This is a genomic window from Bradyrhizobium paxllaeri (genome assembly GCF_001693515.2).
GTDB lineage: Bacteria > Pseudomonadota > Alphaproteobacteria > Rhizobiales > Xanthobacteraceae > Bradyrhizobium > Bradyrhizobium paxllaeri.
In genome coordinates, this window is record NZ_CP042968.1 from 6515979 (window position 1) to 6533700 (window position 17722).

Consider the following 17722-nt stretch of genomic DNA (forward strand, 5'->3'; position numbering starts at 1 on the left):
GCCTGGGGTATTGACGAATCACGTCTCGCAGCAGAAAGGCGGGCCGCCTGATACGGCCAGTCTACGCCTTTGCCTGCAAGGCGGCCAGCAGGCGGGGCACAAACTTGTTCACCCAGAACATCTTTTTGCTGCCCTTGACCACCACCACGTCCCCCTCCCGCAGCAATGCGGCGATTTGTTGAGGATCGAGCGTCGCCGGGTCTTCATGCCAGCCCAGCGCCCGCTCCGCCGGAACGAGATCGTATAGATGGCGCATCAAGGGGCCGACGCAGTAGACGCCGTCGATATCAGGCAGGTCCGCCGCGAGTTTTACGTGATAGGCGGGCGCGTCAGCGCCCAATTCCAGCATGTCGCCGAGAATGGCGATGCGCCGGCCCGATTTCACCGGCCGCGCCTTCAGGCTGCCGAGCGCGGCCACCATGCTGGCCGGATTGCCGTTGAAACTGTCGTCGATCACGGTGACGCCGGAGGCCGCCTGCTCCACGCCGCGGCCGGTCATGATGCCAACATGGCCGAGCTCTTTCGCCAGCGCCGCCGGATCGAGCCCGGCGGCATGGATCGACGCCAGCGCGGCCAGCGCGTTCTGCAAGCGATGCGGCGCGCCCGGCGTCAGGCTGAACTCGATCTTCTTGCCATTCACCTGAACGGCGACGTTCCAGCTCTCGCCCTCGGGCGTGTGCTTCAGTTCCCGTACCTCGGAGGCTTCACCGAAGCGGACGACCTTGCCGTTCCATTCCGGCGCCGCTACGTCGTCAGGCAACACCAGCACGCCGTCCCTGGACAGGCCTTGCGCGATGCTCACCTTCTCGCGCCGGATCGCTTCCAGGCTGCCGAGCTTTTCCAGATGTACCGGCTGCACGTTCACGACCAGCGCGACCGTCGGTTTCGTCAATTCGCTCAGCCGCGCGATCTCGCCGGTCTGGTTCATGCCCATCTCGACGACCCAGACGCTCGCACCCGGGCTGGCATTGCACAGCGTCAGCGGCACGCCCCAGAAATTGTTGAAGCTGCTCGGGCTGGCATAGGCGGCAGGGTACGCAGCAAGGAACTCCTTGGTGCTGGTCTTGCCGGCGCTGCCGGTCAGACCTATCACCGGGCCGTCGAAGCGCGCCCGCGCGGCACGCGCGAGCGCCCAAAGCCCATCAATCAACGTATCCTTCACGACCAGTTGAGGAACGCTCACGCCGGTGATTCGATGCGGAACGATCATTGCCACCGCGCCGGCCGCCTCCGCCTTGTCGGCGAACTCCCAGCCGTCGCGCGCGCTGGCGAAGCTGGAGATGAAGCCGCCACTTGGCGTGCCGCTCAACGCCACGAACAGGCATCCCGGTTTCACCAGCCGGCTGTCCTGCGTGACGAAATCGATCGGTGTGCCCGGGAATTCGCCTGACAGCCCCAGCGCGCGCGCTACTTCGGTAACCGTCCACAATGGCGTAGCGCTCATACCACCCTCGCTGCGAGCGCGGCCGCCACCGCCTCATGATCACTGAACGGCAAGACCTTGTCGCCGACGATCTGGCCGGTCTCATGGCCCTTGCCGGCGATCAACAGCGCATCGCCGGGCTGCAGCGCCGCGATCCCAGCCCTGATCGCCTCGGTGCGATCGCCGATATCGGTTGCGCCCTTCGCCGCCGCCAGGATGGCGGCGCGGATCGCGGCCGGATTTTCGCTGCGCGGATTGTCGTCGGTGACGATGACCTGATCGGCATTCTCGGCCGCGATCGCGCCCATGATCGGGCGTTTCCCCGCGTCGCGGTCGCCGCCCGCGCCGAAGATGACAATCAGCTTGCGTTTCGCATAAGGCCGCAGCGCCTGCAGCGACTTCGCCAGCGCGTCCGGCTTGTGCGCGTAATCGACGAAAATCGGCGCGCCGTTGTGTTCGCCGACCCACTCGAGCCGCCCCTTGGCGCCTTCGAGATGTTCGAGCGTTGCGAACACCGCGGCCGGATCGCTGCCGGTGCCGATCGCAAGCCCCGCAGCCACCAGCGCGTTCTCGATCTGGAATTCGCCGACCAGCGGCAGCTTGATCGTGTAGTTGCGCCCGCGATGCTCCAGCGCGAGGTTCTGCGCAAAGCCTTCGACGCTGACACCGACAAGGCGGATACCTTCGCCGTCACTACCGGCGTTGCCGCCGACGGCGATGATGCGCAAGCCCCGCGCCTGCGCCGCCCCGATCACTTGCGGCGAGCAATCATGATCGGCCGAAATCACGGCTGCGCCATCGGGCGCGATCAGGTCGCGGAACAGCCGCAGCTTGGCGGCAAGGTAATGCGCCTCATCCGGATGGTAATCCATATGGTCGCGCGACAGGTTGGTGAAGCCGCCGGCGGCGACGCGCACGCCGTCGAGCCGGAACTGGTCGAGCCCGTGCGAGGATGCCTCGAAGGCCAGATGCGTGACGCCGTCGCCGGTGATCTCGTCGAGCTGCCTGTGCAGCGCGATCGGGTCCGGCGTCGTCAGCGAGCCATAGACCGTGCGCTTTGGCGAAACCAGACCGATGGTGCCGATACTGGCGGAAGCGTGCCCGAGCCGTTCCCAGATCTGGCGCGTGAAGGCGGCCACCGAAGTCTTGCCGCTGGTGCCGGTCACCGCCGCTGTTATCGCGGGCTGCCGCGGATAGAACTTTGCCGCCGCCAGCGCCAGCGCACGGCGCGGATTTGGCGTGACGACGAACGGCACACGGAGGCCCCGCGGCGCGTGATCACCGGCTACCGCAACTGCGCCAGCCCCAATTGCCGCATCGACGAAGCGCGCGCCGTCGGTCTTGCTGCCAGCAAGCGCAAAGAACAGATCGCCCGGCTTCACCGCGCGGCTGTCGACCGCCAGGCCTTTTACATCGACAGCTTCCGCCTGCGGCTCGATCGCCGCGTCGTCGCTGAAGAGGTCGCGAAGTTTCATCTTGTTCCAGTCCGGCCCGGCGCAGCACTGCGCCAGGATAATGATCCGAATCGGATCATTATCCCTCTCTATTTTGGGAGCATGATCTTGTCGGAAAACCGGTTTCCACTTTTCCGGATCATGCTCCTGATACGCCTTACTGGGTTGTCCTCGATGCCGCAAGAATAAGGCGGTCGGACGGCGGCAGGTCGAACCGCGGCTCGACGCCCAAGAGCGGCCCGATGCGGGCAATCACCTTGCCGCCGGTCGGCACCGCGTTCCAGCCCGAGGTGATGAAGCCATGGGTTTCCGGCAGCGCCTTCGGCTCGTCCAGCATGACCAGGAGCTGATACTGCGGATTGTCGGCCGGGATGATCGCCGTGAAGGAGTTGAGCACCTGCTTCTTGGAATAGCGGCCGTTGACCACTTTTTCCGAGGTGCCGGTCTTGCCGCCGATATAATAGCCCTTCACGTCGGCCTTCTTGGCGGTTCCGATCTCGGCGTTCAGCCGCATCAGATAGCGCATCTTGTCGGAGGTTTCGGTTCGCAACACCTTCTTGGCGATCGCCCTCGCCTCCTCTTCCGACCGCTTGAGGAAGGTCGGGGGAATCAACAGACCGCCATTGATGCAGGCATTGATGCCCATCACCGCCTGCAGCGGCGCCACCGCGATGCCGTGGCCGAAGGAAGCCGTTATGGTGTTGAGCTCGCTCCAGCGCTTCGGCACGATCGGCGAAGCGCTTTCCGGCAATTCGGTGCGCAGACGATCCATCTGGCCGAGCTTCTTCAGGAACGCCTTGTGCGCTTCCACGCCCTGCGCCAGCGCGATCTTGGCCGCGCCGACGTTGGAGGAGAAGGTGAACACTTCCGTCAGCGTAATGTTGCGGCCGACCGGATGGGTGTCGTGAATGGTGAACTTGCCGAACTTCAGTGCTCCACGCCCGTCATAGAGCGTGTTGAGGTTGGCCTTGCCGGAATCCAGTGCCATCGCCAGCGTCAGCGCCTTGAAGGTCGAGCCCATTTCAAACACGCCCGTGGTCAGGCGGTTGATGCGCTCGGGATCGTGCGCCTCCTTCGGATTATTCGGATCGAAATCCGGCAGCGACACCAGGGCGACGATCTCGCCGGTCCTGACGTTGGAGACGAGGCCGGAGGCCGCCTTGGCCTTGTACTTTTCCTTCGCCTTCAACAATTCGTCGCGCAGCGCGTGCTCGACACGCAGGTCGATCGATAGTTCCACCGGCTTCTGCAGACGATCGGTGGCGAAGCCGGCGCGGTGCAGGTCGGCCAGACCATTATTGTCCAGCCACTTCTCCATACCGGCGATGCCCTGATTGTCGATGTTGACGAGGCCGATCAGGTGCGCGACCGCCGCGCCGGTGGGATAAACGCGCTTGTTCTCGCGCAGGAAGCCGATGCCGGGAATGCCGAGCTTGTGGATGTCGCGCTGCTGCTTCGGCGAGATCTCGCGCTTCAGCCAGACAAACCCCTTGCGCGACGACAGGCGCGTGCGCGCCTCCGCGGTGTCGAGATCCGGCAGCGCGGCGGTCAACAGTTCGATCGCCTCGTCCTTGTCGATGATGCGCCTGGGTTCGCCGAACAGGCTCGGCGCCTTGACGTCGGTTGCCAGCACCTCGCCGTTGCGGTCGACGATATCGGGCCGCGCGGTCGCAATCGCGTCCTGCGAGCCGGCCCGGCGCGCGCCGTGGCTGTCGGCGCCGACGGCGAACATGACAAGACGTCCGGCCAGCACTGCGTAGACAGCCGCGAACAGCAGGATTGCAAGGCCGACGCGCGCCCGCGCCTTGGCAGCGCGGTCGACATTGCGCCCGTAAAGCAGGCTGCGGATCAGCCGCTGACGCCACGGTTCCGCAGGCTTTCTCGTCGTATGGGTCAGCGCCCGGCCGGTCATTGCTGATCTCCCGCTGCCGGGACGGACCCGGTGGTGGGCGGCGCCTCGGCGGCAGCCTCGATGGTGTTGATCATCGCGCCGATCGGATCGGGCGCGCCCGGCCGCGCAAAGGCCGGCGGCCGTTCCGGCAGATTCTTCAACTGGTCATATTGCGTAGCGACCAGCGGCTTCAGCCCGAGGTGGCGCTCGGCCAGTCCCTGCAGCCGCAGCGGCGCATCGAGCTTGGCCCATTCCGCGCGCAGCGCCGCGATGGCGTCGCGCTGCTCGCGAATTTCCGCGTTCAGCCGCAGCACGCGCTCGACGCGCGAGGTCGATTCCATCTTGATCCGGTAGACATAGGCGGCCGCGAACACCAGTACGCCGATAACGAGGAAGTGAATGATCCGCATCGGTCAGCCTCCCCTCATCACGTCGGCTAGAACAGGCCATGCGGGCAAGCGATCCGCCGCATGTGCGGGCGCCGTGGTGCGTTCGGCCGCGCGCAGCTTTGCGGAACGCGCGCGCGGATTGGCAGCCACTTCGGCGTCCGTTGGCGTGACCGGGCGCTTGGTCAGGATCTGGAAACTTGGCGCGGCCTGCGCCACTTCCGGCAAGTGGCGCGACCCGCCGCCGGTCTTGCCGCGCGCGTTGAAGAAATCCTTGACGATGCGGTCTTCCAGCGAATGGAACGACACCACCACCAGCCGACCGCCGGGCTTCAGCACGCGTTCGGCCGCGGAAAGCGCCAGATGCAGTTCGTCGAGCTCGGTGTTGACGAAGATCCGCAAGCCCTGGAACGTGCGCGTCGCCGGATGAATCTCGTTCGGCTTGGAGCGCACCACTCGGCCCACGATATCGGCCAGCGCCTGCGTCGTGGTGATCGGCGCCTCTTTTCGCGCGGCTACGATGGCGCGCGCAACTGCGCGCGAGTGACGCTCTTCGCCGAAGATATAGATGATGCTGGCGAGATCGGCCTCGGAAGCTTTTGCCACGACATCCGCCGCGGTCGGGCCGTCGTGTCCCATCCGCATGTCGAGCGGGCCGCCGAGCCGAAACGAAAAACCGCGCTCGGCCTGATCGAGCTGCATCGAGGAAACGCCGACGTCCATCACGACGCCGTCCACCGCGGCGGCGCCCTGCGCCGCACAGACTTCCGCAAGGTTGGAGAAGCGGTCCTCGACCAGGGTCAGCCGCCCTTCGGCCTCTTCCACCAGATCGAAGCCGCCGGTAATCGCTGACCGGTCGCGGTCGATGCCGATGACCTGTGTTCCCGCCACAGCGAGGATGGCGCGGCTGTAGCCGCCGGCGCCGAAGGTGGCGTCGAGATAGACGCAACCATCCCTGGGATTGAGCATCTCGACCGCCTCGCGGCCGAGCACCGAGATATGGCGTGGCGCAGCCGAAATCATGCGCCGTCCCCTGGCGTTTTCCAGCCTGCGATATGAAAACTGGACGCGAACCGGCCCATTGCGCCTCGAATCTCTGCGCTTCGCCGGGCTTTTCAGACCAAAAGGCCGCGCCCCCGCGCGACTGCCGCTTCTCGCCCGGCCTCGTGCCCGCTCATTTCCAGACGGAATTTGCTGGCTTGCCATGGGCATTCGAGCGTGAAAACGGGGCCTCGGCCGTCCCCAACCCGGTTCGGCTCTTCACCACTTAGTAACGGCACTTAGCGTTAAGAAAGCGTTGATGATCCCCGACGGGTTTTGCAGGCCTTTGAGACAGTGAAAAATGGTGGTGCGCCTCGCACACAGCTGGTCAAAATGCGGTGTGGAACCCGGCCGGCAATTGCGCCGCGTCTAACGTAAATGAACAGTAAATGATATTGCCGTTTGAACACGATATTGCCGCTCTGTCGCCCCGTTTGGGTTTAAAAAATGACTACTGGTTCGTTCGCATCTGCTGGTATTGATTCGAGGCGTCAACGCGCCCTTCCCGTGCCCAGGGCCAACGCCGACATGAAGACCTTTACCCCCGATTCCTCGATCGCTTCCGACGTCATCCCCTCGCCGAACCATGGCGACCGCAACAACGGCCGCGTCGCCGACATGATCCTGCTGCACTACACCGGCATGCCGGATGTAGAAGGCGCGATCGCCCAGCTCTGCACCCCCGGCACCGACGTGTCGGCCCATTACATCGTGCTCGAGGACGGCCGCATCGTGCAGTCCGTGCCGGAAGCCAAGCGCGCCTGGCACGCCGGCGTCTCCTCCTGGGCCGGTGAGGACGACATCAATTCCTGCTCGATCGGGGTCGAGATCATCAACCGCGGGCATGACTGGGGCTATCCGGATTTCCCGTCACGCCAGATCGCCGCCGTGATCGCGCTATGCCGTGGCATCATGCTCCGCCGCAAGATCGCCGCGCATCGCGTCCTCGCGCATTCCGACGTAGCACCGGCGCGCAAGAAGGACCCTGGCGAAAAATTCCCGTGGCACTTGCTGGCGAATTCCGGCGTCGGCCATTGGGTGCAGCCGGCGCCGATCGTGCGCGGCGAAACGCTCAAGCTCGGCTTGATCAGCGACGACGTCGCCAACATGCAGGCGGCGCTTGCCAAATACGGCTACGCTGTCCCGATCCACGGCAAGTTCGACGGCCCGACCATGGAAGTGGTCACCGCCTTCCAGCGCCACTTCCGCCCCGCACGCGTCGACGGCATCGCCGACCATTCGACCATGAGCACGCTGCACGCGCTGCTGGCAAGCCTGCCGGCGGATGCGACGACGGTGGCCGCGAAGTAGTAGTAGTTCGCGGGTCCTCTCAGCCGTCATTGCGAGCGAAGCGAAGCAATCTATCCGTTATGCTGTAACATGGATTGCTTCGCTGCGCTCGCAATGACGGCTGAACTAGTTGCGATCCATCTCCGCGATCCTTCGCGCATATAGCCGCCGCAACGGCTCAAGCTGCGTCGCCGCCGTCGCTTCCAGATACGCCGCGCGCGCGGCATCGCGACAGCCGAGCCTTCGCAGCAGATCGGCGCGCACCGCCGGCAGCAGCTCATACCCCTTAAGCCCGCCGCGCGCTTCCAACGTATCGACCAGGTCGAGCGCGCGCGCCGGTCCGTCGACCATCGACACGACAGCGGCGTGGTTGAGTTCGATCACTGGCGATGGGCTGATCCGCAGCAGCACTTCATAGAGACCGGCGATCTGTGGCCAGTCGGTATCTTCATAACTGGTCGCACGCGCATGCAGCGCGGCAATCGCCGCCTGCACCGCGTAAGGCTGCGGCCGCCCCGGGATCCGCAACGCGTCCTCCACCAGCACCAAGCCCTCGGCGATCTGTCGCTGGTCCCACAGGCTGCGGTCCTGCTCTTCCAGCAACACGATGTCGCCACCCGCGGTCTGGCGGCCGGCGCGGCGGGCATCGTGCAACAGCATCAGGGCCAATAGTCCCTTGATCTCGCCACGCGCGGGCATCAGCGCATCGAGCAACCGCGCGAGCCGGATCGCCTCGCGCGCCAGATTCGGCCGCATCAGTTCCTCGCCGGAAGTTGCGGCGTAGCCTTCGGTGAAAACGAGATAGATCACCGCGAGCACGCCGCGCAGGCGCGGCTCCAGCGCTTCGCGTTCCGGGACCTCATAGGGAATGCCGGCGAGACGGATCTTCTGCTTGGCGCGCAGCAGGCGCTGCGCCATCGCCTCTTCGCTTGCGAGAAACGCGCGCGCGATCTCGGCCGTGGTGAGGCCGCACACCGTCTTGAGCGTCAACGCGACCTGCACTTCGGCGGCAAAGGACGGATGGCAGCAGGTAAAGATCAGCCGCAGCACGTCGTCGTCGAACCCGCCATCGGAAGGCGCGCATGGCAGGGGCGCATTCAGCAACAACTCATGCATCAATTCCTGCTGCTTGTCGCGAAACGCGATGTTGCGCCTGACACGATCGACCGCCTTGTTGCGGCCGACGTTGACCAGCCACGCACGCGGATTGGATGGCAGGCCGGCGGCGGGCCAGCGTTCCAGCGCCGCAGCAAACGCATCCTGCAAGGCATCCTCGGCCAGATCGAAATCGCCGACGAGGCGGATGAGCGTAGACAGCGCCCGCCCCGCCTCGTCGCGGAATATTTTTTCGATCTCGCGTGGTGTCATGCGATGGCTATGCTTTGTTCGTCATTCCGGGGCGATGCGCAGCATCGAACCCGGAATCTCGAGATTCCGGGTTCGCTTCGCGCCCCGGAATGACGGCTTCGCCGTCAATCGTACACCATGATCGGCCTGACCTCGATCGAACCAACCTTGGCGGTGGGAATTCTGGCGGCAATGCCCAGCGCCTCATCGAGATCCTTGGCCTCGACAAGATAATAGCCACCGAGTTGCTCGCGCGTCTCCGCAAACGGACCGTCCGTGGTCAACATCTTGCCGTCGCGAACCCGCACGGTGGTTGCCGTCGCCGTCATTTGCAGGGCGTCGCCAGCCTTGAAGTTGCCGCTCTGGATGATGGATTGGGTGAATGCGCGGTATTCCGCCGTCATCTTCTGGAGTTGGGAAGCATCCATCTTTGCCTGCTCGGCTTCGTTTCGATAGATCAACAACAGATACTGCATTTTTGAAACTCCTTCTGACCGGCTGGATCGCCGACACCCAGTCGAATGGGCTTCCCGCAAAACGACATCGTCACCGAAATTTATTTTTGGACGGCCGGCGGGGCGCCCTCCGGGGAGAACTTCATATCGGAAACATGAACAATGGCAGCAGGTATTCAGGACTTCTTGCCGGCATCCGCAAGCCTGCGCTTCAATTCCCTGATTTCTTCAAACCGTTTCGTCACGTCGCGCATGACCGCCACGGCGCCCGCCACCTCCTGCGCGTCGTCTCGCAGTATCACAATCGTGAACTCGACCGAGATCCGTCCGCCGTCCTTGGTCAGCGCGGGCACCGACAGCAGGTCGCCGTGGCCGTAGCGGCTCGTTCCCGTCGCCATCGTGTGGCGAAAACCTTCCCAATGACGCGCGCGCAGATTTTCGGGAATGATCAGATCGAGCAACTGGCCGGTCGCCTCTTCGGCCGAGAAACCGAATATCCGCGCCGCACCCGGATTCCAGAACGTGATACGCCCCTCGCGATCGGTGGCGACGATCGCGTCGGAGGCGCTGTGCAGCAGCGCGTCAGCAAGGCTGGCCGGAATGTTCATCGCGTATCAACTCACCATCAGCAAACAGGATCAAACGCCGCGCGGCCGCTGATGTCAAAATCGCCCTTGGAACCCGATTAACCATCGCTTTCCCTTGACGAAGGCTATCGAAGTCCCCATTCGTACGGCGTCAGTCGGCCGGACGGCCGCTCCCGCTATGGTCGAAAGGCTGCGGGGGAGGAAAGTCCGGGCTCCATCGACATGCGGTGCCGGATAACGTCCGGCGGGGGCAACCCCAGGGAAAGTGCCACAGAGAACGAACCGCTACCCCACCCGAAAGGGAGGGGCAGCAAGGGTGAAAAGGTGCGGTAAGAGCGCACCGCGTATCCGGCAACGGAAACGGCATGGCAAACCACACCGGGAGCAAAACCGAATAGGGACGGCAACGCGGTAAGTTCGCCGCAAGGCGATAACACCGCAGGGCGATGTCAGGCCCGCCGTCCGGGTAGGTTGCTCGAGGCCATGTGCAAGCATGGTCCCAGAGGAATGGCCGTCACGTACCGTTCGAGAGAATGGTGCCCTACAGAACCCGGCTTACAGGCTGGCTGATATCTGATGAATGAGGGGCTCGGCGAAACACGCCGGGCCCCTCGCCATTTTTGGTTCAGGACCCGTAGCCCGCCCCTCAATCGCGCCCCGCCTCGCCGATCGCCTGCGCCAACCGCGCCGGGTTGCTGAAGAACATCTCGTGGCTGCCGTCGCATTCGACCAGGCGGAACAGCCCGAGCTGCTCCGACAATCGCGGATGCCAGGGCATGCCGTGCGGCAAGGCGATGTCCTGCCGGCAATTGACGTAGGACTTGCCGACCGGCAGTTCCGCCAGCGGACGCTTCAGCGCGATCTTGTCGGTGAACGTCTTGTACGGATGCAGGTTGAGCTTGGCGTAGGCGGACTTCGCCAGTTCGAGATCGGCGTCGTTGATGAAGGCATCGCGCCAGATTTCGAACGGTAGCATCACCGCGCCGTTGTTGGCGGCGGCCACCGCATCGAACAGGCCGACATAATGCGGCGGCACCATGTCGTTGAGGCATTCGCCGTCCAGGGGCACGAACGCGTTGACATAGACGAGGCGCTTGATCCGATCCGTCAGGCGGTCGGCGACGCCCGAGATCACCATCCCGCCATAGGAATGACCGACCAGCCTGATGTCGCGCAGATTGTTCGTCTCGATGTAGGCGACGATCGACGCGATTGCCTGCTCCAGCCCGGTCGCGCTGCGATCGTCATCCCTGTTGTTGCCGGCAACCGTCGGGCAATGCACGACGTGGCCGCTCTTTCGCAAGTGCCCGGCCACCGCTTCCATTTCAGCGCCGGTGTGCCACGCGCCATGAACCAGTACGTAGGTGTCTGCCATTCCCGTCTCCTCCTGATTTTCGAAAACAGACATTGATAGGGACGACTTTTCCCGGATGGCCGGATTCGGCCACCGCCATCGCCGGATTACGCCACTCAGCGCTGCCGGCGGAATGCCCCCGGGGTCATGCCGAAAGACCGGCGGCATTGCCGGATGAAGTGGGACGGATCTGATAGTCCGACCCGCAACCCGATGCCACCGACGCTGATGCGGTCGAACCGCGGCTCGCTCAGCATTCGGCGGGCGGCCGCCATACGGCAATCGTTGAGCAGCCCGCTGAACGTCAGGCCTGCATTGTTGAGGCAGCGGTGCAGGGTCCGCTCCGAGACATGCAGATGCTCGGCAACGGTTGCGGCCGTCAGTCCCGGCTCGGCATAGCGCAGCCGGATGGCGCGGCCGATCTGCTCGAGAAGGTCTTTGGATTCGCGCCGCTCGGATTGCGTCGCCGGAATCTCGCTGCCGAACCCGAGCGCCAGCAGCGCGCCGAGTTGATCGGTCAAGACCTGCGCCGGCAGCGGCCGCTCGATCGCCAGTTGCGGCGTCAACTGGCAGGCAAATGCGCTAAGCGCCGCGCCCCAGCCGGCGCGCCCGGCGATGCGCTGACCGATCCGTCGCTCCGGATCAGTGATCCAGGATTCGACCCACGCGATCGGCAGCTCCAGCGACAGCGTGTTCGAGGTCACCGGAAAATTGAACTCGTAGCAGCGCCGGGAATCCAGCAGCACAAGGTCGCCCGGCCGCAGGCGCGAGGCGTGGCCGTTCTGCATGACGGTCCAGTCATTGTCGGTCTTGCACAAAAGGTAATAGAAATTCGACGTGCTGCGCGCGAGGCTGGCTTTCCGGCGGTAGACGTGCTGCGCCGAGCCCTCGACGCGATTGATGCCGATCGTATCGAGTTGCCCGCGCGCGAGGGAGCAATCGAAGCTGGATCGAACCTGTGTCGTGATGTCCATTTCGAGGAAGGCTTCACAGACGGCGCCGATCCAGTAGTCGAGGCGCCGCTCCGGCTCGACCAGGCCGGTCGACCACCTCTCGATGACTGCCGTCGTTCTGGCCGCCATGGCCCTGCCCTCCGCAGTTGCCTACCTTGTTGAGGGGATGGCGGAGAGTCAATCCGTCCGTCGTCATGGCCGGGCTTGTCCCGGGCCATCCACGTCTTTTCGGCTTGTCGAAGCAAAGACGTGGATGCCCGGCGCAAGGCCGGGCATGACGAGCTTCCATGAGAGCCCGGATCTCTTGGGCTTCACCTTGAGTCAGACTTTCAACTACCCCGCAATCTTCTGCAGCAACATCGTCAGCGCTTCCGGCGCGGTGACATTCGGTGAATGGCTGGCGTCGATCTCGTAATAGCTCCAGGCCGCATCCGCCTTCGTCATCTTTGCGAACGGCCCGAAGGTATCGGCCGGCGTGATGCGGGTGGCGTAGATATAGCTGCGCGGCAGCGTCAGCGGCCCGCCCTGAAGCGTGAGCTTTGTTTCAAAGCATTTGATCGGCATATCGACGCGGCGCGCGGAGAGCCATTCGACGTCGGCGGGCGCGGTGTCCGGCGGCGTCGGGTTCGGCGGCACGCGCCAGCCGTCGCCGCTCTTTGCGAGTTCCTGCATCCGCGCCCGCGCCGCCTCGTTCAGGTCGAGCAGCGACTGCCCGCCCTCGGGCACGAAGGCGTCGATGTAGATGAGCTGCTTGACCTTGTCGCGGGCGCGGTCGGCGACGCCGGTCGCGACCATACCGCCATAGCTGTGGCCGATCAGCACGATGTCGCGCAGGTCTTCATACCTGATGACAGCAAGCATGTCCTCGATATGAGAATCGAGATCGATCGCCGGGTGCGCCAGATGCGCCCGCTCGCCGAGGCCGGTATAGCTCGGCGTGATCAGGCGATGCCCGGCGGCCTGCATCAGCGGGTGCATCTTCTTCCACGCCCAGCCCGCGGACCATGCGCCGTGACAGACAAGGAAGGTTTTGGGAGAAGTTGCGTTCATCGGGCTGTTTCCATCAGGCTATTGTTGAAGGCTTCAATTGCATAGTACCTGTCGGTCGCCTCGTGTAAACGTGGGCGAAAATTTCAACGTCGTCATTCCGGGATGGTCCGAAGGACCAGACCCGGAATCTCGAGATTCCGGGGGTTCGCTTCGCGCCCCGGAATGACGGGGGGAGAAGAACGGGGGAAGAGAAGAGTGGACGTAACCACCTACGCGATCCTGTTGGCCGGCGCGCTCGCCGGCGGTTTCGTCTCCGGTCTGTCGGGCTTCGGCACCGCACTGATGGCACTGGGGATCTGGCTCTATATCGTGCCGCCGGCCATTGCCGTGCCGCTGGTCCTGATCTGTTCGGTCAGTTCGCAGATCTCGACACTGCCGTCGATGTGGAAGGTGATCGACTTCAAGCTGGCCCTGCCCTTTGTCGCCGGCGGTCTCATCGGCATGCCGATCGGGGCGCTGCTGGTCGCGCGCGCCGATCCGCAAGTCTTCAAGCTGAGCGTCGGCGTGATGCTGCTGGTGTTTCCCGCGGCACTCTATTTCATCCGCAAGCCGATGGCGTTCCGCTTTGGCGGTCGCATCGCCGATGTCTGCGTCGGATTTGCCGGCGGCATTCTCGGTGGCCTTGCCGGCCTGTCGGGCCCGCTGCCAACCCTGTGGGCCAGTATCCGCGGCTGGACCAAGGACCAGCGCCGTGGCGTTTTCCAGATCTTCAATGGCAGCGTGCTCGGCGCGGCGCTGATCCTGCAGATCGCCAGCGGTTTCGTGAAGCTGGATGTGCTCTGGCTGGCGATGCTGGCGTTGCCCGGCACGCTGATCGGCGCCCAACTCGGCATGCGAACCTACCACGCGCTGAACGACCGCAACTTCTACGATGTCGTGCTGGCGCTGCTGTTCATGTCCGGCGTCGTATTGGTGTGGAGCAGCATTGCTCCGAGATGAAGGGCGCATAGCCGCCATGTGCTCCGAGTAGATTGCTGTACGCTCACCTGCAAAGCGGCTAACCAGTCGCATCATGAGCTCCCCTGCTTCGCGCGAGCGTCTCGGCCTGGTGCTGGGCTTCATCGGCATGGCGATCTTCGGCGGCACGCTGCCGGCGACGCGGATTGCCGTTGCGGAAATTGATCCGATTGCACTGACCTCGCTGCGCACCGCAATCGCCGGCCTGTGCTCGCTGGTGCTCCTCCTGGTGTTGCGCCGCCCGCTGCCGGCCCGCGCGCTGTGGGGGCAACTGGTCATTGCGATGCTCTGCGTCGCCGTCCTGTTTCCGCTTCTGATGTCGATGGGAATGCAGCGGGTCGACGCCTCGCATGGCGGCGTGGTGCTCGGCGTGTTGCCGATCGCCACCGCGCTGGTCGCCGTCGCCATCACCCATGAGCGGCCGCGGCCGCTGTTCTGGATCGCTTCCGTGGCCGGCGCGGCACTGGTCATCGCGTTTGCGCTGCGGCAAGGCGGCGGCGCCCTCGTCGCGGGTGATCTGTTCCTGTTCGCTTCCGTCGCGGTTGCTGCGGTGGGCTACGCGTTTTCCGGCCGGCTCACCGCCCAGATGCCGGGCTGGGAGGTCATAAGCTGGATTCTGGTCATCGCGCTGCCGCTGTCGATCCCCTCTGCCATACTGACCATGCCTGTCGATGTCAGCCACATCGCGCTGAAGCCGTGGCTCGGCTTGCTCTATGTCGCGCTGTTCTCGCAATGGATCGGCTTCTTCGCGTGGAACGCCGGCCTTGCGATGGGCGGCATCGCGCGGGTGTCGCAGATCCAGTTGCTGCAGCCCTTCGTCACCTTTGCGCTGGCGGCATTCTTCAACGACGAGACCATCACGCTGCAGATCCTGCTGTTCGCCGCCGCCGTGGTGGTGACGGTCGCGATCTCGACGCGCACGCGCGCCAGGCCCGCGCCCGCAGCGCCGCAGCGGGGCCGCGAACCGCCTCAGCTCGCGGCGTCCTGATCCCTGAGCACCGGATGATCGGCCATCAACTCGGCCCGAGTCCTTTCCGAACGGATGGCCCGAAGCAGCACGTGCGCGGTCTTCAGATGCTCGACCTTGACGCATAGTCCGATGATCTGGCGAAGCGAGGCGTCACGCATGGCATCATCGGAGATCTTCATGGCGACTTCGAGCACGCATTTGATTGCTGCTTCATATCGTGCGGCGTCGACAGCCTTCTCGGCATAGCGGCCACTGGCTGCCGCCATCTTCTCGGCGATGGCATCGGCGGCAGCGCAGATGTCGCGGATCCTGTGGGCCGCATCGATATCGCCGAGCGGCTCGTCGCCGGCAATTTCCCAGACATCCGGATGCGGATCTTTTCGAAACCAGCTCATCGCGAGCCCTCTCGATGCCGAAATATATTCCGGCATCGAGAGGGTCCGCAACAATATGCCCTCTTATTCAGCCGCCGTGATGCGGCCGAACTCGGTGGCCTGCAGCTCGAACAGGCCGCGATAGATGCCGCCGGGGCGCGTCGTCAGCACGGCATGGGTGCCCTGCTCGACGATCTCGCCGCGGTCGAACACCAGGATGCGGTCGAGGCTGCGCACCGTTGACAGGCGGTGCGCGATCACGATCGAGGTGCGGCCCTTCATCAGCCGCTCCATCGCCTGCTGGATCAAGCCTTCCGATTCCGAATCCAGGCTCGAGGTCGCCTCGTCCAGGATCAGGACCGGTGCATCCGCCAGGAACGCGCGCGCCAGCGCCACGCGCTGCCGCTCGCCGCCCGACAGCTTGACGCCGCGTTCGCCGACCAGCGTGCCATACCCCTTCGGCAGCCGCAGGATGAACTCATGCGCATTGGCGAGCCGTGCCGCCTGCTCGATCGCTGCCATGCTGGCGCCCGGCCGGCCATAGGCGATGTTTTCCGCCAGCGTGCGGTGAAACAGGATCGGCTCCTGCTGCACGATCGCGATCTGGCTGCGCAGCGAATGCTGCGTGGCCAGTGCAATATCCTGGCCGTCGATCAGGATCTTGCCGCCACTGACGTCGTAGAGCCGCTGCACCAGCTTGACGAAGGTGGTCTTGCCGGAGCCGGAACGGCCGACCAGGCCGACCCGCTCGCCGGCGCGGATCTCGACCGACAGGCCGTCATACAGCGGCGCGCGATGGCCGCCGTAGTGGAACGTCACGTCGTCGAACACGATGCGTCCGCTCTGGATATCGATCGGCTTGGCATCCGGCGCATCGGCAATGCCGATCGGCTCGTCATGGATCGCAACCAGCTCCTCCATGTCGTTGACCGAACGCTGCAGATTGTTGATGTGCATGCCGACGTCACGCAGATAGGCGTGGATGATGTAGTAGCTGGTCAGCACATAGGTGACGTCGCCTGGCGTGGCGCGGCCGGCGATCCACAACAGGATCGCCCCGCCGATCACGGAGGCACGGAAGCACAGCAGCACCGCGAGCTGCGCCGTCGAGGTGTAGTTATAGCGGTACCATGTCCTGCGCACGCGCGTGCGCCACCGGCTGATGACGCCGGCCAGCCGCGCGTCCTCGCGCGCTTCCGCACCGAAGGACTTTACCACCGCATTGCAGGTCAAGGCGTCCGCCAGCGTGCCGCCGACCTTGGTGTCCCATGCATTGGAGACGCGCGCGGCCGGCGCGATGTAGTTCACCGAGAACGCCATCGTCATCGAGACATAGATCACGGTGCCGACCGCAATCACCGCGCCCAGCACCGGCCAGTGCAGCCCGAGCAGGATCATCGAGCCAACCAGCACCAGCAGCGACGGCAGCAGCGCCATCAAAAGCGTGTCGTTCAGCAGATCGAGCGCCCACATGCCGCGCGTGATCTTGCGCACGGTCGAGCCGGCAAATGAGTTGGCGTGCCAGTCGGTCGAGAAGCGCTGCACGCGCGCGAACGCGTCGCGCGACACGTCCGACATCGTCTTCAGCGTGAACGGCACGATTGCCTGCAGGCCGGTCAGGCGCAGGATCATCGACATCAGGCCCAGCGCGACGATGCCGCCGAAGGCGACAAAGGCAGCATGCCGCGCCGCCGGGTCCGAAGTACCCAAGGTCAGCGCATCGACCAGGCGGCCGGAGAAGATCGGCATGAACAGGTCCGCCGCGGTTGCGCCGAGCAGGCCGCCCGAGACCATTGCGGCGCGGCCGGGCTGCTGCAGCCAGTGGCGGAACACGAACGGGATCACCACGCGTATCGCGGCGGGACGCTTGTCTTGATGAACGGTCATGGCGTCATCCGGCTGCGTGCAAGGCACACGCCGGCTCCATCTGAAATGACGGCGCGCCAGCCAGAGGCGACACGCATGCGTCGTTGAAAACTGTCGTTAAGTCGTTGGGAAGCTTGGAAAGATCGGGCGTCAGTCCCGATCAGCGCCGGCGGAGATCGCGCTCAGCAACGCGACCGAAAAACCAGCACGAGCATCGGACGCGAGGGTGCGATCTGCGAGTACATCGAAATCATGCAAATCTCCCCGGTTCGAGCGACAATGCGCTGCTTATAAATGCATCACGGGTGATTTGCAACATGACAA

The 17722-nt window shown here is 64.5% G+C and carries 16 protein-coding genes and 1 other RNA gene; 4 read left to right on the top strand and 13 right to left on the bottom strand.

Annotated elements, in window-relative coordinates:
• Nucleotides 1-61: 61 nt before the first annotated feature.
• The 5 genes from LMTR21_RS31045 to rsmH all read right to left on the bottom strand — a co-directional run bounded on the left by LMTR21_RS31045 (nucleotide 62) and on the right by rsmH (nucleotide 6177).
• Nucleotides 62-1444 (bottom strand): UDP-N-acetylmuramoyl-tripeptide--D-alanyl-D-alanine ligase, encoded by a 1383-nt coding sequence (locus LMTR21_RS31045; protein WP_065752713.1) that lies wholly within the window; start codon nucleotides 1442-1444, stop codon nucleotides 62-64.
• Entirely contained in the window at nucleotides 1441-2898 is a 1458-nt protein-coding gene (locus LMTR21_RS31050; protein WP_065752714.1) for a UDP-N-acetylmuramoyl-L-alanyl-D-glutamate--2,6-diaminopimelate ligase, read from the bottom strand. The genes LMTR21_RS31045 and LMTR21_RS31050 overlap by 4 nt, the downstream gene beginning before the upstream one ends.
• A 136-nt stretch (nucleotides 2899-3034) precedes the next feature.
• Complete coding sequence (locus tag LMTR21_RS31055; RefSeq protein ID WP_065752715.1) at nucleotides 3035-4789, bottom strand: peptidoglycan D,D-transpeptidase FtsI family protein; 1755 nt, start codon at nucleotides 4787-4789, stop codon at nucleotides 3035-3037.
• Nucleotides 4786-5178, bottom strand: coding sequence for a cell division protein FtsL (ftsL, locus tag LMTR21_RS31060; protein ID WP_065752716.1), 393 nt, complete (start codon nucleotides 5176-5178; stop codon nucleotides 4786-4788). Before ftsL ends, LMTR21_RS31055 begins: the two co-directional genes overlap by 4 nt.
• Before the next feature lie 3 nt (nucleotides 5179-5181).
• Nucleotides 5182-6177, bottom strand: a complete 996-nt coding sequence (rsmH, locus tag LMTR21_RS31065) for a 16S rRNA (cytosine(1402)-N(4))-methyltransferase RsmH (RefSeq protein ID WP_065752717.1) — start codon at nucleotides 6175-6177, stop codon at nucleotides 5182-5184.
• Between the two features lie 546 nt (nucleotides 6178-6723).
• On the opposite strand from rsmH, the gene LMTR21_RS31070 reads away from it, so the two are divergent.
• A complete protein-coding gene (locus LMTR21_RS31070) occupies nucleotides 6724-7506 on the top strand; it encodes an N-acetylmuramoyl-L-alanine amidase (protein WP_065752718.1) in 783 nt (260 codons plus the stop codon).
• A gap of 105 nt (nucleotides 7507-7611) precedes the next feature.
• On the opposite strand, the gene LMTR21_RS31075 is transcribed toward LMTR21_RS31070, so the two are convergent.
• The 3 genes from LMTR21_RS31075 to LMTR21_RS31085 form a co-directional block, all read right to left on the bottom strand.
• Nucleotides 7612-8853 (bottom strand): RNA polymerase sigma factor, encoded by a 1242-nt coding sequence (locus LMTR21_RS31075; RefSeq protein ID WP_065752719.1) that lies wholly within the window; start codon nucleotides 8851-8853, stop codon nucleotides 7612-7614.
• Between the two features lie 104 nt (nucleotides 8854-8957).
• Nucleotides 8958-9308, bottom strand: a complete 351-nt coding sequence (locus tag LMTR21_RS31080; protein WP_065752720.1) for a YciI family protein — start codon at nucleotides 9306-9308, stop codon at nucleotides 8958-8960.
• Nucleotides 9309-9463: 155 nt separating this feature from the next.
• Nucleotides 9464-9895, bottom strand: a complete 432-nt coding sequence (locus LMTR21_RS31085) for a PAS domain S-box protein (protein WP_065752721.1) — start codon at nucleotides 9893-9895, stop codon at nucleotides 9464-9466.
• 130 nt (nucleotides 9896-10025) lie between these two features.
• On the opposite strand from LMTR21_RS31085, the gene rnpB reads away from it, so the two are divergent.
• Nucleotides 10026-10448, top strand: an RNA gene (gene rnpB / locus LMTR21_RS31090) — RNase P RNA component class A.
• A 72-nt stretch (nucleotides 10449-10520) separates the two neighbouring features.
• On the opposite strand, the gene LMTR21_RS31095 is transcribed toward rnpB, so the two are convergent.
• The 3 genes from LMTR21_RS31095 to LMTR21_RS31105 all read right to left on the bottom strand — a co-directional run bounded on the left by LMTR21_RS31095 (nucleotide 10521) and on the right by LMTR21_RS31105 (nucleotide 13231).
• Nucleotides 10521-11249, bottom strand: a complete 729-nt coding sequence (locus tag LMTR21_RS31095; protein ID WP_065752722.1) for an alpha/beta hydrolase — start codon at nucleotides 11247-11249, stop codon at nucleotides 10521-10523.
• Between the two features lie 95 nt (nucleotides 11250-11344).
• Complete coding sequence (locus tag LMTR21_RS31100) at nucleotides 11345-12310, bottom strand: helix-turn-helix transcriptional regulator (protein WP_065752723.1); 966 nt, start codon at nucleotides 12308-12310, stop codon at nucleotides 11345-11347.
• 204 nt (nucleotides 12311-12514) lie between these two features.
• Complete coding sequence (locus LMTR21_RS31105) at nucleotides 12515-13231, bottom strand: alpha/beta fold hydrolase (RefSeq protein ID WP_065752724.1); 717 nt, start codon at nucleotides 13229-13231, stop codon at nucleotides 12515-12517.
• Between the two features lie 195 nt (nucleotides 13232-13426).
• Here LMTR21_RS31105 and LMTR21_RS31115 point away from each other — a divergent pair, with 195 nt between their 5' ends.
• Both LMTR21_RS31115 and LMTR21_RS31120 read left to right on the top strand, forming a co-directional pair.
• Nucleotides 13427-14170 (top strand): sulfite exporter TauE/SafE family protein, encoded by a 744-nt coding sequence (locus LMTR21_RS31115; protein ID WP_065752725.1) that lies wholly within the window; start codon nucleotides 13427-13429, stop codon nucleotides 14168-14170.
• Between the two features lie 73 nt (nucleotides 14171-14243).
• Nucleotides 14244-15176 carry a DMT family transporter gene (locus LMTR21_RS31120; protein WP_065752726.1) on the top strand — a complete coding sequence of 311 codons (933 nt, stop codon included), beginning with the start codon at nucleotides 14244-14246 and terminating at the stop codon, nucleotides 15174-15176.
• Here LMTR21_RS31120 and LMTR21_RS31125 read toward each other — a convergent pair.
• Nucleotides 15158-15553, bottom strand: coding sequence for a hypothetical protein (locus tag LMTR21_RS31125; RefSeq protein WP_065752727.1), 396 nt, complete (start codon nucleotides 15551-15553; stop codon nucleotides 15158-15160). The genes LMTR21_RS31120 and LMTR21_RS31125 overlap by 19 nt on opposite strands.
• Before the next feature lie 63 nt (nucleotides 15554-15616).
• Nucleotides 15617-17419, bottom strand: coding sequence for an ABC transporter ATP-binding protein (locus LMTR21_RS31130; RefSeq protein ID WP_065752728.1), 1803 nt, complete (start codon nucleotides 17417-17419; stop codon nucleotides 15617-15619).
• Between the last annotated feature and the right edge of the window lie 303 nt (nucleotides 17420-17722).

Excerpts from the sequence above, each read along its gene's own strand:
- LMTR21_RS31045 (WP_065752713.1), bottom strand. The coding sequence starts at position 1,444 with ATGAGCGCTACGCCATTGTGGACGGTTACCGAAGTAGCGCGCGCGCTG.
- LMTR21_RS31050 (WP_065752714.1), bottom strand. The coding sequence starts at position 2,898 with ATGAAACTTCGCGACCTCTTCAGCGACGACGCGGCGATCGAGCCGCAG.
- LMTR21_RS31055 (WP_065752715.1), bottom strand. The coding sequence starts at position 4,789 with ATGACCGGCCGGGCGCTGACCCATACGACGAGAAAGCCTGCGGAACCG.
- ftsL (WP_065752716.1), bottom strand. The coding sequence starts at position 5,178 with ATGCGGATCATTCACTTCCTCGTTATCGGCGTACTGGTGTTCGCGGCC.
- rsmH (WP_065752717.1), bottom strand. The coding sequence starts at position 6,177 with ATGATTTCGGCTGCGCCACGCCATATCTCGGTGCTCGGCCGCGAGGCG.
- LMTR21_RS31070 (WP_065752718.1), top strand. The coding sequence starts at position 6,724 with ATGAAGACCTTTACCCCCGATTCCTCGATCGCTTCCGACGTCATCCCC.
- LMTR21_RS31075 (WP_065752719.1), bottom strand. The coding sequence starts at position 8,853 with ATGACACCACGCGAGATCGAAAAAATATTCCGCGACGAGGCGGGGCGG.
- LMTR21_RS31080 (WP_065752720.1), bottom strand. The coding sequence starts at position 9,308 with ATGCAGTATCTGTTGTTGATCTATCGAAACGAAGCCGAGCAGGCAAAG.
- LMTR21_RS31085 (WP_065752721.1), bottom strand. The coding sequence starts at position 9,895 with ATGAACATTCCGGCCAGCCTTGCTGACGCGCTGCTGCACAGCGCCTCC.
- LMTR21_RS31095 (WP_065752722.1), bottom strand. The coding sequence starts at position 11,249 with ATGGCAGACACCTACGTACTGGTTCATGGCGCGTGGCACACCGGCGCT.
- LMTR21_RS31100 (WP_065752723.1), bottom strand. The coding sequence starts at position 12,310 with ATGGCGGCCAGAACGACGGCAGTCATCGAGAGGTGGTCGACCGGCCTG.
- LMTR21_RS31105 (WP_065752724.1), bottom strand. The coding sequence starts at position 13,231 with ATGAACGCAACTTCTCCCAAAACCTTCCTTGTCTGTCACGGCGCATGG.
- LMTR21_RS31120 (WP_065752726.1), top strand. The coding sequence starts at position 14,244 with ATGAGCTCCCCTGCTTCGCGCGAGCGTCTCGGCCTGGTGCTGGGCTTC.
- LMTR21_RS31125 (WP_065752727.1), bottom strand. The coding sequence starts at position 15,553 with ATGAGCTGGTTTCGAAAAGATCCGCATCCGGATGTCTGGGAAATTGCC.
- LMTR21_RS31130 (WP_065752728.1), bottom strand. The coding sequence starts at position 17,419 with ATGACCGTTCATCAAGACAAGCGTCCCGCCGCGATACGCGTGGTGATC.